The organism is Aquimarina sp. MMG016, assembly GCF_018100805.1.
Lineage (GTDB): Bacteria > Bacteroidota > Bacteroidia > Flavobacteriales > Flavobacteriaceae > Aquimarina.
Genome location: NZ_JAGJEA010000016.1, coordinates 73,623 through 87,423 on the forward strand (window position 1 = coordinate 73,623; position 13,801 = coordinate 87,423).

14 protein-coding genes are annotated in these 13,801 nt (G+C 35.7%); 1 reads left to right on the top strand and 13 read right to left on the bottom strand.

Annotated features, from left to right (window positions below):
- Window positions 1-23: 23 nt before the first annotated feature.
- The 7 genes from J8M14_RS21010 to hutH all read right to left on the bottom strand — a co-directional run bounded on the left by J8M14_RS21010 (window position 24) and on the right by hutH (window position 8,171).
- Complete coding sequence (locus J8M14_RS21010; RefSeq protein ID WP_211076792.1) at window positions 24-545, bottom strand: hypothetical protein; 522 nt, start codon at window positions 543-545, stop codon at window positions 24-26.
- 52 nt (window positions 546-597) lie between these two features.
- Window positions 598-1,233: a hypothetical protein gene (locus J8M14_RS21015; protein WP_211076793.1), complete on the bottom strand. Its 636-nt coding sequence runs from the start codon at window positions 1,231-1,233 to the stop codon at window positions 598-600.
- An 8-nt stretch (window positions 1,234-1,241) separates the two neighbouring features.
- Window positions 1,242-2,048, bottom strand: a complete 807-nt coding sequence (locus J8M14_RS21020) for an SH3 domain-containing protein (RefSeq protein ID WP_211076794.1) — start codon at window positions 2,046-2,048, stop codon at window positions 1,242-1,244.
- Between the two features lie 43 nt (window positions 2,049-2,091).
- Window positions 2,092-3,042: a formimidoylglutamase gene (gene hutG, locus J8M14_RS21025; protein ID WP_211076795.1), complete on the bottom strand. Its 951-nt coding sequence runs from the start codon at window positions 3,040-3,042 to the stop codon at window positions 2,092-2,094.
- Window positions 3,043-3,165: 123 nt separating this feature from the next.
- Window positions 3,166-5,172 (bottom strand): urocanate hydratase, encoded by a 2,007-nt coding sequence (locus J8M14_RS21030; RefSeq protein ID WP_211076796.1) that lies wholly within the window; start codon window positions 5,170-5,172, stop codon window positions 3,166-3,168.
- A gap of 95 nt (window positions 5,173-5,267) precedes the next feature.
- Window positions 5,268-6,518 (bottom strand): imidazolonepropionase, encoded by a 1,251-nt coding sequence (hutI, locus tag J8M14_RS21035; protein WP_211076797.1) that lies wholly within the window; start codon window positions 6,516-6,518, stop codon window positions 5,268-5,270.
- 72 nt (window positions 6,519-6,590) lie between these two features.
- Entirely contained in the window at window positions 6,591-8,171 is a 1,581-nt protein-coding gene (hutH, locus tag J8M14_RS21040; protein WP_211076798.1) for a histidine ammonia-lyase, read from the bottom strand.
- A gap of 83 nt (window positions 8,172-8,254) precedes the next feature.
- On the opposite strand from hutH, the gene J8M14_RS21045 reads away from it, so the two are divergent.
- On the top strand, window positions 8,255-9,133 hold the full coding sequence (locus tag J8M14_RS21045; RefSeq protein ID WP_211076799.1) for a LysR family transcriptional regulator: 879 nt from the start codon (window positions 8,255-8,257) through the stop codon (window positions 9,131-9,133).
- 126 nt (window positions 9,134-9,259) lie between these two features.
- On the opposite strand, the gene J8M14_RS21050 is transcribed toward J8M14_RS21045, so the two are convergent.
- The 6 genes from J8M14_RS21050 to J8M14_RS21075 form a co-directional block, all read right to left on the bottom strand.
- Window positions 9,260-9,625: a SnoaL-like domain-containing protein gene (locus J8M14_RS21050; protein ID WP_211076800.1), complete on the bottom strand. Its 366-nt coding sequence runs from the start codon at window positions 9,623-9,625 to the stop codon at window positions 9,260-9,262.
- A gap of 90 nt (window positions 9,626-9,715) precedes the next feature.
- Window positions 9,716-11,026: a deoxyribodipyrimidine photo-lyase gene (locus J8M14_RS21055; protein WP_211076801.1), complete on the bottom strand. Its 1,311-nt coding sequence runs from the start codon at window positions 11,024-11,026 to the stop codon at window positions 9,716-9,718.
- Window position 11,027: 1 nt separating this feature from the next.
- Window positions 11,028-11,726 carry an SDR family oxidoreductase gene (locus J8M14_RS21060; RefSeq protein ID WP_211076802.1) on the bottom strand — a complete coding sequence of 233 codons (699 nt, stop codon included), beginning with the start codon at window positions 11,724-11,726 and terminating at the stop codon, window positions 11,028-11,030.
- Window positions 11,727-11,736: 10 nt separating this feature from the next.
- Window positions 11,737-12,231, bottom strand: coding sequence for an SRPBCC family protein (locus J8M14_RS21065; protein WP_211076803.1), 495 nt, complete (start codon window positions 12,229-12,231; stop codon window positions 11,737-11,739).
- 84 nt (window positions 12,232-12,315) lie between these two features.
- The gene (locus tag J8M14_RS21070; protein WP_211076804.1) at window positions 12,316-12,672 is read right to left on the bottom strand and encodes a hypothetical protein; all 357 of its coding nucleotides are present in this window, start codon (window positions 12,670-12,672) and stop codon (window positions 12,316-12,318) included.
- 452 nt (window positions 12,673-13,124) lie between these two features.
- On the bottom strand, window positions 13,125-13,784 hold the full coding sequence (locus J8M14_RS21075) for an MIP family channel protein (protein ID WP_211076805.1): 660 nt from the start codon (window positions 13,782-13,784) through the stop codon (window positions 13,125-13,127).
- Between the last annotated feature and the right edge of the window lie 17 nt (window positions 13,785-13,801).

Consider the following 13,801-nt stretch of genomic DNA (forward strand, 5'->3'; position numbering starts at 1 on the left):
TGTGATTTTAAGCCTCTTTAGTGTTAGGTTTGTTTCTGAAGTATCAGGGTGTATATGAAAAACAATGTAGCGGCTAGAGTTGCGCAAATAAAGAAAAGCTGAATAGCTTTTGGGTTTTTCTTTTCTTTTGAAGTAATGATTTTGAAAACCTGTAGTAATTTTTGTTTTTCAAAAAACAAAAGACCAATAAGAATTACTAGAAATACTATTGCGTTAATAGTAGCACCTCTGTGAACCTGGTAGAACAGATCAAACAACACAATGTTTGCCATTATAGGTAGTAAAAGTAGTATTCCGATAATTTTGGTTCTGGAAAATAATAACAGTAATGAACCACTTACTTGTAGAATTCCAATAATAATAGGTAGTTCTGTAGAGTATCCGAAAAAAGACCACATTAACTCCATTCCTGTCATTTCACTTACAGGGATGTCAGGTAGATTTTCTTTTGTTCCAAACTGAAGTGGTTTTGCAGCTCCATAAATAAAGATGAAAAAGGCTACAAAGTAACGAATAGTACGCTCAAAAATAGTTCTAAAAGTCATTTAGAAGTGGTTTTGATAATAAGACGATACTGTGCTCGAAATGTAACAGTGCCTATGCTTTTGCAATCTTTCTTCTCCAAAAAGTTACAAAAGTAAAGGTTAAGATAGAAGGGGTGAGCCAAACCCATAAAGTGCTCGAATTCAATGCGGCTAGTAGAAAAGCGGTAACTGCTGCTCCGAATGCTCCGGACATTTTGGCTAAATGATTAGAAAGGTATGCTGTTGGATTGGTTTTAAAGGTTTTGTAAAGCTTAATATCTCTAATGCTGGCTAAGATTCCAAATCCTCCAAAAAAGAAAAACAGTATGCCTTTTGGTATGTTGTTTATTTTATAATATATGCCAATAGCAATCATTCCGATAAAAACTAAACCCATAATGCTGGTGACAAGAATATCTATAGCTCCGAGTGTGTGTTGCTTCTTAAATACCAACACCCGATTTCCTGAAATCACCAGGTAGATCGTAAAAATAGAGAGTAGGTTTAGTAGTAGGTTTTCATGATTAGGCATAATAGTAATAGGGATCGCAATTGAAGCGCTAATAAGCATGGTGATAGAAAATACTTTCCCACTTTTGCGGTGGTAAAACCTACCTTTTTTACTCATGATACTTATCAAGCCAGTTAACAAGCCGATACCACCAAAAAAAGCGTGAATATAGATAAGTGTAATTGCGATTTGTTCCATGGATTTATCTATTTTGTTCGTAAAGAAGGGGTTAGTTTATTTTGACTCCAAGAAAATTCTTTTTTCTCGATAGTTGTTTTTGTCCAACCTGTAGTTTCGTCTATTGTTTCTCCTTGTTCTTTTACGTAATAAACTTTTCCCGGCACACCATTTTCTTCATCAGGAAAGATAAATTCTTCTGAAAAATAGAAAATACCAGCCTCGGAAATTTGTGATAAATCCGCTACATGATGAAATTGAGTTCCATCCCAAAACACATATGATTTTCCTCCTTGTATACCGCAAGCTTCAGATAGATAATCAATAGTAATAATATTGGAAACTTCTGAAATACCCTTGTTGTTGGATAGTTTAGCTTCAAATTCTCGTCCTATTAAATTGAAATTAGCTTCGATATAATTTTTACCTTTCTGAAGATTTCTTATTTTGATTTGTAAATTCTCTGCGTCTTTTTTTATATTGAAATAAAAGTTAACGTCATTATAGCTAAGCTTCTTAGAGGCAATCAAGGCTCCTAGTATGTAGCCAATTTTGTCTTTATAGTTGACTTTATACCAGTGTGATTTTAATCCTTCAAACTGCATAAATTCCTCTTCTTTTGAAAGAATCACGATTTTGCTACCAATGGAGAGTAAATCTATAGCTTTTGAAGTTGTGTTAGGTTCTGATCTGAGTTTGACGTTGTTTCCAAAAAGATATTCTGTTGAGCCTTCTTTAAAAGAGAAATGCTCGCTTATATATCTTGTTTCGTTTTGTTGAGAGAAAGAGATACAGTTATTAATCATAAATATGAAGAGGGCTAAAGCCTTTTTCATTTGCTTGTTAAATAAGGTTTAGAGGTTAAAAATACATTTTTTATTAAGATAGTTCTTCAATTAAAAAATAAACCAATCTTGCTGCTAGCCTAGCTGTGCAGTTGTCTATATCATATTTGGGATTAAGTTCTACAATATCAGCACTGATAAGTTTGTTGGATTCGCAAATTAATTTGATTGTTTTAATGGCTATATCTGGGTTAAATCCGAGTGGGGAAGGAGCGCTTACTCCAGGTGCGTAAGCTGAAGAAAATCCATCCATGTCAATCGTGAGATAAATGAGATCAACGGTATTGATAAAAGATTGAATCTGGTTAGAAATTGAGGTGAAATTTTGAAGTTTAAATTCGGTATTTTCGATGAATTGTACCCCTAGTTTTTTGGCTGTTTCGTATAGTTTTTTGTTGTTAGAAACCTTTTGAATACCAAGGCAAAGATATTTGAAACGATCGTTCTGTTGTTCTGCTATCTGATAAAAAGGAGTACCGGAATTCGGTTCTTTTTCTACTTCTCTAAGGTCAAAATGTGCATCCAAATTAATGATTCCTATAGTTTGGTTTGGATACACTTTTTGTAAACCATTAAAGTGAGCAAAACCTAAATCGTGACCTCCTCCTAAAATTATATTAAATATTTTATTTCCAGATAAATATGATATTTTATCTAAAGTTATACTTTGGGTTAATTCTAAATCGGAAGTTACACTTGTAATATCTCCAAAATCGATGATTTCTATGTCATTTTTCAGGTGATTTGATAGCGGAGTTAACATTCTTCTGATCGAATTTGGACCTTCGGCCGTGCCAACTCTTCCCAGATTTCTTTTAACTCCTTCATCACAAGCATATCCCAAGAGGCCAAACCTCTTTTTTTTGTCTTTAGGCAAAATATCATTTTCCAGGTCAATACACTTAATTTTTTCATGGAAGTACAGTTGGCTATCTGATTGGTGTCCAGTCCAGATCGCTGCGTTTGGTTTTTGGTAATTTGCCATATTATATTGGTCTTTTTTCTATTACAAACCCAAGAATTTCTCACCCAGCAAAGCTGAGTTGAAATTCTATTCTTCTCAAGAGAGAATACTAAATATTTTTAACTCTTGATAGGGGTAGGTGTATCATTTAAAAATATCATTAAGTAAATCTTCCTCCACCATATTCGGTAAAGTAACTTTCAGTTGAGGGGTTCTTTCCATTTCTCGTTTAATCGCAAATAGCGCTTCATCATTTCGTGCCCAGCTTCTTCTAGAGATTCCATTATTTACATCATAAAATAACATTCGCTCTAATCGAGTCGAAGCCTCATCAGTACCATCCAATAATAATCCAAAACCACCATTAATTACTTCTCCCCATCCAACACCTCCGCCATTATGAATAGAAACCCAGGTAGCTCCTCTAAAACTATCACCAATCACATTATGGATTGCCATATCTGCGGTAAATTTACTGCCATCATAGATATTACTAGTTTCGCGATAAGGAGAATCTGTTCCGCTTACATCATGGTGATCTCTTCCTAATACAACAGGAGCTGATATTCTACCTTCCTGAATAGCTTTATTAAACGCCTGAGCGATTTTTATCCTTCCTTCGGCATCTGCATATAGAATTCTAGCTTGAGAGCCTACAACTAGCTTATTCTGATTTGCTTCTTCAATCCAGGTAATGTTATCCTGCATTTGTTGTTGGATTTCAGTCGGTGCAGTTTGTTTGATAATTCTCATCACTTTTAAAGCAATTTGATCGGTTTTATTAAGGTCTTCCGGTTTACCAGATGTGCAAACCCAGCGAAATGGGCCAAATCCGTAATCAAAGCACATAGGACCCAGAATATCCTGCACATATGACGAATATCTGAAGTCAATACCATTTTTAGACATAATATCCGCTCCTGCTCGGGAAGCTTCCAGCAAAAATGCATTACCATAGTCAAAGAAATAGGTGCCTCTGGATGTATGTTTGTTAATTGCATTAGCTTGTCTACGCAACGATTCCTGAACCTTGCCTTTAAAGGCATTAGGATTATTGGCAATCATTTCATTAGACTCTTCGTAGCTTAAACCCACTGGATAATATCCACCAGACCAAGGATTGTGTAATGAAGTTTGATCAGACCCTAGAGTGATATGAATTTCTTCTTCGTAGAATTGCTCCCATACATCGACCACATTGCCCTGATAGGCTATAGAAACTATTTCTTTATGCTGAATTGCTTTTCTAACTCGCTCAATCAGGGTTTTGATGTTACTAATAATTTCATCTACCCAGCCCTGGTCATAACGCTTTTGTGCTGCCCGAGGATTTACTTCGGCGCAAACAGTAATACAGCCAGCTATATTGCCTGCTTTGGGTTGCGCGCCACTCATTCCTCCTAAACCAGAGGTTAGAAATACTTTTCCGGCAGGTTTTTGATCTTTTTGTAGTGTTTTTCTAAAGGCATTCATCACAGTAATGGTGGTTCCGTGAACAATTCCTTGTGGGCCGATATACATATAACTTCCTGCAGTCATTTGTCCATATTGCGTAACTCCCAGAGCATTGAATTTTTCCCAATCATCCGGTTTGGAGTAATTTGGAATCATCATTCCATTTGTCACCACGACTCTAGGAGCATCTATTGAGGAAGGAAATAAACCCATCGGATGTCCAGAATACATGTGCAAGGTTTGTTCATCTGTCATTGTCGCCAGATAGCGCATGGTCAACAGATATTGAGCCCAGTTCTGAAAAACGGCTCCGTTTCCACCATAGGTGATTAGCTCATACGGATGTTGTGCTACTGCTGGATCCAGATTATTCTGGATCATCAACATAATTCCTGCAGCCTGACATGATCTATTAGGATACTCGCTAATAGGGCGAGCCATCATTTTGTAATCCGGCATAAATCGATACATATAGATACGCCCAAATTCATTGAGTTCTTCCAGGAATTCTTTAGCAAGTTCTTTATGCCATTCCTTCGGAAAGTATCGCAACGCATTACGAACGGCCAGTTTTTTTTCTTCAGGAGTTAAAATTTGCTTACGTTTTGGTGCTCGGCTAATATTGGGGTCAAAAGCTTTCTTTTCGGGGAGCTGTTTTGGTATACCTTGTACTACTTGTTGCTTGAATGATGCCATTATCTCTATTTTATAGTCACATTGAGCGGAGTTTAAATGTGATTAAAGTCTTATCCACTTGTCTCTCGACTCCGTTCGAGAATACAGTTGAGTTATTATTGTTTTGTATATATTAAATCTCCTCGTTTCCAAACATGAGAGGGTGTTAATTTACCTTGATGATACCAGATTTCATTAAAATCATTGGTTTGAAACAAGTTGAAATCTGCTAATTTCCCGGAAGTCAACGTCCCTCGGTCTGTTAAATTTAGTGCCATTGCAGCTCTGGATGTCAATCCAGCTATTATTTCTGCATTGCTTAATTTTTCAAAAGTTCCGAGTATACAAGCTTGCGTTAATAAATCTCCCATTGGCGCTGAACCAGGATTCCAATCACTAGCAATGGCTAAAGCTCCTCCTGCATCCAGAATTTTTCTGGCTGGCGTAAAAGCACACCCTAGTCCAATTGATGCTCCTGGTAATGCCACAGATACCACATCGCTTTTGGCTAAAAGATTAATTTCTCGTTCTGTACTAGCTTCAAGGTGATCAGCGCTAATGGCTCCAACATTAACTGCAACTTCGCTACCGCTGGTACTAAACTGATCTGCGTGTACAGTAATATCAAACCCCATATCTTTTGCTTTATGGAAATAGGGGTAAATATGTTCTGCGGTAAAAGCGCTTTGCTCGATAAAAGCATCAATTCTATTGGTTAAACCTTCGGTTTTTAGAATTGGAAAGAGTTGCTCGCTTATTTCTGTTAAATACTTGGTATGATTACCATCATAATCTTTGGGTAACATATGACCTGCAAGGCAGGTTGCGATCAAGTCTGCTTCAATGTTAAGATCAGTTTCCTTAATGGATCTAAGCATTTTGAGTTCTTCTTCTACAGAAAGACCATAACCACTTTTTACTTCAATAGTAGTGATACCATTTTTGAGTAATTGATTAGCTCGTTTTGTAGTACTATGAATCAATTGTTCAATAGTAGCTTCTCGAGTTTTGGTCACTGTTTCCCAAATTCCGCCACCGGCTTTGGCAATTTCCAGATAGGTTTTACCAGAATTGCGCATAGCATAATCCCTGGCTCTTGAACCTGCAAAGCAAATATGGGTATGGCAATCTATAAATCCGGGTGTCGCGACATAATCGGCTTTTAGTTCATGAATTTCTGCATCTAATACTTCGGTTTTATCTTTCAGTTCAGAGAATTTTCCGACAGCATGAATTTGTTCCCTATGCATAAGAATACCCGCATCTTTGATAATGATTAAATCTTCATCTTTTAAAGCGCCTTTGACAGGAGTATTAGACAAAGAGATTAATTGTGTGATGGGACCGATTAGTTTGTATTCTTTCATATGTATATTGGATTATGATTCCGGTTTACCCTCTTTAGGTGGATAGACGTCGCAATAACAAAAGGAATATGATTAATATATTTCAAATTCATTAGAAAACTGAGTTTCCAGTGTTAAGTTTTTCTTTTTGATTACATTATTAGTGATATCTATAATGATTTTGTTTTGAATGATTTTGATTCCTTTTTCAATATCATCAGCAAATACGCGGTCTTTACTGGCAAATGGAACTTCTTTTCTTAGAAGCTTATATATTTCATCCAGAATTGGTCCTGATTTAAGAGGTTTTCTAAATTCAAAGGCTTGTGCAGCGGTTAATAATTCAATAGCTAAAATTTTTTCTACATTTTCAATCACTCTCAATGCTTTTCTACCACCAATAGAGCCCATACTTACATGGTCTTCCTGTCCTAAAGAAGTTGGAATACTATCGGCACTCGAAGGAAAACAAAGTCCTTTATTTTCGCTAGCTAACGCTGCGGTAGTATATTGCAAAATCATATATCCGGAGTTGATCCCGGTATCTTCCATCAATAGTTTGGGTACTCCTGGCGAGTTTCCTTCTAAAGCTAAGTAAATACGACGATCAGAAATATTACCAACTTCTGAAGCAGCCAGACAAGCGTAGTCAATCGCCATAGCCAATGGTTGCCCGTGAAAACTTCCTCCACTAATCGTAAGGTCTTCGTTAATGATGATTGGATTATCGGTTACGGAGTTTAATTCTACTTCAAGTAGTTCTTTAAGATGTAACCAAGCATTTCTAGATGCTCCATGAACTTGCGGGATACAACGTAATGAATATGGATCTTGTACACGATCACAATCGATATGGTCTTCCATAATTTCAGAGCCTTTGAGTAATGATTTTACTCTGGATGCTACATGGATATTGCCTTTAAAAGGTCTTAATGCGTGTAATTCTTTGTAAAACGGTTTTACTGAACCCTGTAAGCCTTCGATCATCATGGCTCCAATAATATCAGCTTGTGATAAACAGCTTTGTAGCTTTTCAACCACTTTTACAGCGTGGGCGGCGATGAATTGTGTGCCGTTGATCAGTGCTAAACCTTCTTTAGGGCCTAAATCCAAAGATTGTAATTTTGTTGCCTTAAATAATTCTCCTGTAGTAATCGTTTTACCTTGAAATTCGACTTTTCCTAAACTAATTAATGGTAAGAAAAGATGAGAGAGTGGTGCTAAATCCCCAGATGCTCCAACAGACCCTTGACATGGCACAACAGGAATCGCATCATTGTCAATATGCCAAAGAATACGGTCCAAAGTACTTTCGGCAATACCGGAATAACCCTTGGCTAAAGATTGAAGCTTTAGGATAAGCATCAGTTTAGCAATTTCTGTATCAATTGGTTCTCCAACACCTACACTATGACTTTGTAGGATGTTACTCTGTAATATTTTGGTCTCTTCCTTAGAAATTTTTGTAGTGCATAATGGCCCAAATCCTGTATTGATACCATATACAGGATGGCCTTTTTCGACAATATTTTCTACAATTTGTCTGCTATTCCTGATCTTTTCTCGTGAAGCTTCAGAAATAGTGCCTTTAATCTCTCCACGAGCAATTTGTATAGCTATACCTGCAGTGAGATGATCTTCTCCGAATGAAAAATGATGTGATGTATCTGACATGGATGTGCTTCTAATTTGTTCTCACTAAATTAATCGGTATTTTTGATAATTAGAAATACTTATTTTATCATCAATTAATAACTATGAGTTATCAATTAGAACTCCGTCATTTTACTTATTTTTTGGCTGTAGCCGAAGAACTACACTTTAGAAAAGCAGCAGAACGGCTTTTTATCTCTCAACCAGGGCTCAGTCGTCAGATCAAACAAATGGAGGAGATTATAGGTGCAAAACTTTTTACCAGAAACAAACGTAATGTTAACCTAACTGAAGCGGGTAAATACCTGAAAAAAGAAGTTGAATATATCTTTAATCATATTGATTTTACGATAAAACAAACTAATTTGATCAATGCAGGTAGTGATGGGGAAATTCGTATTGGGTTTTTGGGCTCAGCTATGCAAACTGTCATTCCTGAATTATTAGTAAAAGTTAATGAAACCTATCCGAATATACAATTCAGTTTAGAGGAATTATCAAATCATTTACAGGTAGAAGCTATCGAGAAAGATCAATTGGATTTAGGATTCGTTAGATTAGCTAGGGTTCCAAAGGGTTTGTGTATGAAAACTGTTCATATTGATTCCTTTTCTTTAGTGTTGCCGAAGGAATACCCTTTAGACCAAAGCAGTTTCAAAAATATCAAGCAAGTATCAGATGAACATTTCATTCTATTTTCATCAGATTATAGTTCTGTTTACTATGATAAAATCATGAGTATTTGCGAGGACAAAGGTTTTACTCCTAAGGTTTCACATAAATCCGTTCATGCACAGACTATATATAAGCTTGTGGAGAGTGGGATGGGGGTGGCCATCGTTCCCACTTCACTGAAACACGGGTTCGATCTGGGAGTTAAGTTTCTGGAAATACCAAGAATACCTCAAAAAGCTATATTGTCGGTTATCTGGAAAGAAGATAATCATAATCCTGCTTTACACCAGATGCTGAAGTTTTTGTGAAAAGAGAGCTTAAATCTAGTACCCGTCACATTGAACGCTGTAGAAATATATTAATAAGAGGAAGACTCTATTTCTCGACTTTGCACGAAATGACAGGAACGCTATTTTTTTGGAACTTAAATTATACTAGTTAGGCATACTATAGAAGAATTGCTCTTCAGTAATTTTGCCATTATTTACTGTGTAAACACACACTTCTTCCATTTCCATACGCCCTTGCCCTTTAAAAGTACAATCCATTTTCATTTTACAAGAAAAGTGATCTCCAGCTACAATGGGATCTGAGATTTCACTTCCGTGAAATTCTTCGACACTAGCAAACCAATCTTGGCTTTTCTTGAGAACTTCATCTTTTCCTTTGCAAAGTTCTGTTGGATAACCTGGCATTTCTTTGCTCACGACATTTGTATCGTAAAGTTCGTTAAGTGCTTGCATGTTTTCGCCTAAGCGGCAAAGTTCTACTAAGCGGTCAGCTACTTGTTGTGTATTCATTGGATTGAAGTTTATAAGGTTATTTAATGTGTAAAGATGTTTTGAAATTACAAAAAACTTCAATTCATTGGTTTTAAGAAAAAGTTAAGATCATATTGCCACAGCTTCTTTATAGGTTTTTAGACATCGTTCGCGTGCCATTTTATGATCTACTATAGGTTTCGGGTAGGTGAGTTCATTGAGATCTTTTACCCAGGTATTGATATATTCTAACTGCTTGTCAAATTTAGTGATCTGTGTAGTAGGATTAAATATTCTAAAATATGGTGCTGCATCAACGCCTGATCCTGCTGCCCATTGCCAATTGCCTACATTAGCAGACAGGTCGTAATCTAATAGTTTTTCTGCAAAATATGCCTCTCCCCAACGCCAATCGATCAATAAATGTTTGCAAAGAAAGCTTGCGACAACCATTCGAACGCGGTTATGCATATAGCCGGTTTCATTAAGTTCTCGCATTCCTGCATCTACCAAAGGGTATCCAGTTTCACCTTTCTTCCATTGCTCGAAATCATTTTCATTATTTTGCCATTGTATACGATCATATTTTGGTCTAAAGGATCTGTCTTTGGTATGTGGAAAATGCCAAAGAATTTGCATAAAGAATTCTCGCCATATCAATTCCGACCAAAATACTTCATTTTCTTCGTTAATAGCTTTTTGGATCATTTTGCGAATACTCACAGTTCCAAATCGTAAATGAGGCCCTAAACGAGAAGTTCCGTTCTTTACTGCAGGAAAATTTCTGGTGTCTTCATAATTCTGAATAAGGTTTGGCGTAACAGTATATTGTGGAACTTTAATAGATGAAGTTGTAAACCCCATTTCTTCTAATGAAATGTTGGGAAGATTGTTTTCCTGAATAAGGTTGCTTAATAGACTTTTGGTATTATGAATTTTTAGTGTTGTAGCCTTAAAAACTTCTTTCCACCTATTTTTATAGGGAGTGTATACTACATATGGGTTACCATCTGCCTTTAGGATTTCATCTTTTTCGAAGACAACCTGATCTTTATAGGTATAAAAATCTATATTTTTTTCAGTCAGAAGTTGTTTGATCCTGTCATCACGAGTCCTTGCATAAGGTTCATAATCGTGATTGGTATAGACTTCCTGGATATCATATTTTGATATAAGCTGATCAAAAATAATTTTGGGAGAACCATAAAATATTGCCAAAGAACTTTTAAAGTTTTTTTGAAGTTCTTTCCTTATGCTTTGAAGAGTTTCATGAATAAAAGTTACTCTAGCATCATTTTTAGGAAGGTGATCCAAGATGTTTTTGTCAAAAATAAAGATAGGAAGTACTGGATATTTACTTTGTAAGGCTTCAGATAATCCTTTGTTATCATCTAATCGTAAATCTCTTCTAAGCCAAAATATCGAAATTTTTTGATTCATTCTAATTTACGTTAAGCGTTGACATCCCTCCATCGACACCAATCACTTGCCCGGTAATCCAACTACTATCATCACTTAATAAAAACCTTGCAATATTAGCAATATCTTCAGCTTGTCCAACCCGTTTCAACGGATGACGATTATTCATGAGTTCTTTCTTTTTATCATTGCCTAATAATCTTTTTGCCAAAGGAGTATCCGTGAGAGAGGGTGCAATGACATTTACCCTAAATTGAGGCGCATATTCTGCGGCCAACGCTTTGGCAAAACCTTCAATTGCTCCTTTAGCAGCTGCAATACTGGTATGAAAGGGCATCCCTACTTTTACAGCTACAGTACTAAAGAAAATCAAGCTCGCTTGCTCAGCATTTTTTAGTTTGGGTAAAATAGTATGAATGATTTTGACCAAAAACATAAAATTGATCTGCATATCATCTTCAAAAGCTTGTGGAGTAAGCATTTTGAAAGGTTTTAAATTAATACTTCCGGGACAATACACAAATCCATCTATCTTCTCAGGTAGTAAAGAAGTATCAATTTCATCCGTTGAAGCATCGTAATCTATATGAGTAACCTCGAGATTTCCCAGGTTTTCCGATGTACGAGATGCTATATATATATTATGTTCACTATATAATTTTAACGCTATTTCGAAGCCTATTCCATGGCTTCCACCAATAAGGAGTATATTTTTTCTCATTTTCTAAAAGTTAAGCAAATACAATTTGATGGTTTATATTGGATTCAAATTCTCCAAATAACTCAATTAATTTTTGTTCTCGATATTGAAAAATTTCTTTGAGTTTTGGTTTTACTAGAATTGGATGCACTAATTGACCCAATATTCCGAAAGGTACTTTATAGTCTATGATATCTTCCATTTCCACACCACCTGGAATTTCTTTGATAAAGTGTTTATGGTGCCAAAGGGCATAAGGCCCATATCTCTGCTCATCGACGAAATATTCCTTATCCCTTACATGAGTAATTTCTGTGACCCATTTATTTTTAATTCCGGCAACGGGAGTAACTATATATTGTATAATCTGACCAGGATACATACCTCGGTCCGTTCCAGATAATATCTCGAACCCCATATAATCAGGAGTAATGGTTTTTAAATTGTTAGGATCAGATAGAAAATTCCAGGCATCTTCAACAGAAATAGGAAGGTTTTGTTTTGCTTTTAGGGTGTAAATTTTCATACTTTTTAAAAGTTTGAAGTAAAAGTACGATCATTTTGTTTAACTAAAAACAGTTAATTGTTAAACAAAAAATAATTTTTTAAGCTAAAAGTATCCTTCAGCCCAAGATTTGGCTTCCTCAAGATCTTCAAAAAAAGTAAACGACTTACCATATAATTGCTGTTCTATCATGGCGCGATCTCGTTCTTTATCATCGCTAGAAACTATAGCAAGGCCTTTCATATTAGGTAACTGTCCTTGTTTGTATACTTGGTCACAAACTTTATGCTTATACTTACGATGACTAATCATTACAAAATGATTAGAATTATAATATTTTTTGAGCTTATCTCTTAAAATAGTTGCTTCTGTGAGTGTGAGATTTACATTTTCGTTCATGGTTACAATAACAAAACGATCATGCAATTCCATCTGACAAAATTCATTAGAATATACGTCCATAAGGGGGAATGGTTTATGCAATGATAAATATATGTTAAAAAAGATAAGTTTTGCAATAACAATTCTGAAAAAAATCAACAGTATTGCTTTCTAGGAATTTTTTGGTATAACTTTTTGGTTTACAAATATTAAATATATGAATTGGATCATACCTAGAACCCAATAAAAAGGGAGTCTCACTTTTTTATAAGCGAGATAAAACTCTGAAGAATCAGATTTTAAGAAACTAAATTTCACTAATATAGTGCTAAAGGCTGGTATAGAAATACCATATAAGACAACAATTACAAAAATTGTTGCTAATCCAGTATTTTGTTTTATACCAAACTCTGTAGAGAATTTATACTTTCGGTAATTTATATACAGTAAAACAATCAGAATTACTACATCTATATATAACAAAGTCATATTAATAAGGGGCTATCAATATACTGAAATTCGTGGAATTTTCCCTAACAATCGTCACAGCAATTTTCTGGCTTTACGAGTTTACAGGTAAGAACTGCTAATAAGGCTCCAATAATCGGAGCTGTAAAATATAGCCATTGATGTTCCCAGTGACCAGATAATAGGGCGGGACCTAATGATCTAGCCGGATTCATAGAAGCATTGGTCATAGGACCTGCAAACATAGCTTCTAATGCGACCACCCCACCAATAGCAATTCCAGCCATAGTTCCTGTCTCTTTAGAACCAGTGGACACATTAATAATTACTACCATTAAGAAATAGGTGAGTAGTAACTCTAGTATGAATGCTCTTAAAGCGTCAAAAGAAGGTAAAGTTCCTCCCAGGTATTCACTGTCTGGGAATAAGAAAAGCATAATACTACTAGCCGCAATAGCTCCAATGCATTGTGCAAATAGATATTTAGGAACTTCTTTCCATTGAAACTTTTTTGCATAGGCAAAAGCTATAGTAACCGCTGGATTAAAATGTGCTCCGGAAATTTCGCCAAAGGCATAAATCATAGCCATTACGATTAATCCCCAGGTAATAGCAATCCCTACATGAGTCACATCACCACCGGTAATTTCATTAATTGTCATAGCTCCCGTGCCACAGAATACTAAGCTAAAAGTTCCAATACATTCTGAAATATAATTTTTCATAATTTCATAAGATGATG

Excerpts from the sequence above, each read along its gene's own strand:
- hutH (WP_211076798.1), bottom strand. The coding sequence starts at position 8,171 with ATGTCAGATACATCACATCATTTTTCATTCGGAGAAGATCATCTCACT.
- J8M14_RS21050 (WP_211076800.1), bottom strand. The coding sequence starts at position 9,625 with ATGAATACACAACAAGTAGCTGACCGCTTAGTAGAACTTTGCCGCTTA.
- J8M14_RS21060 (WP_211076802.1), bottom strand. The coding sequence starts at position 11,726 with ATGAGAAAAAATATACTCCTTATTGGTGGAAGCCATGGAATAGGCTTC.
- J8M14_RS21070 (WP_211076804.1), bottom strand. The coding sequence starts at position 12,672 with ATGGACGTATATTCTAATGAATTTTGTCAGATGGAATTGCATGATCGT.
- J8M14_RS21055 (WP_211076801.1), bottom strand. The coding sequence starts at position 11,026 with ATGAATCAAAAAATTTCGATATTTTGGCTTAGAAGAGATTTACGATTA.
- J8M14_RS21045 (WP_211076799.1), top strand. The coding sequence starts at position 8,255 with ATGAGTTATCAATTAGAACTCCGTCATTTTACTTATTTTTTGGCTGTA.
- J8M14_RS21010 (WP_211076792.1), bottom strand. The coding sequence starts at position 545 with ATGACTTTTAGAACTATTTTTGAGCGTACTATTCGTTACTTTGTAGCC.
- J8M14_RS21075 (WP_211076805.1), bottom strand. The coding sequence starts at position 13,784 with ATGAAAAATTATATTTCAGAATGTATTGGAACTTTTAGCTTAGTATTC.
- J8M14_RS21030 (WP_211076796.1), bottom strand. The coding sequence starts at position 5,172 with ATGGCATCATTCAAGCAACAAGTAGTACAAGGTATACCAAAACAGCTC.
- hutG (WP_211076795.1), bottom strand. The coding sequence starts at position 3,042 with ATGGCAAATTACCAAAAACCAAACGCAGCGATCTGGACTGGACACCAA.
- J8M14_RS21015 (WP_211076793.1), bottom strand. The coding sequence starts at position 1,233 with ATGGAACAAATCGCAATTACACTTATCTATATTCACGCTTTTTTTGGT.
- hutI (WP_211076797.1), bottom strand. The coding sequence starts at position 6,518 with ATGAAAGAATACAAACTAATCGGTCCCATCACACAATTAATCTCTTTG.
- J8M14_RS21020 (WP_211076794.1), bottom strand. The coding sequence starts at position 2,048 with ATGAAAAAGGCTTTAGCCCTCTTCATATTTATGATTAATAACTGTATC.
- J8M14_RS21065 (WP_211076803.1), bottom strand. The coding sequence starts at position 12,231 with ATGAAAATTTACACCCTAAAAGCAAAACAAAACCTTCCTATTTCTGTT.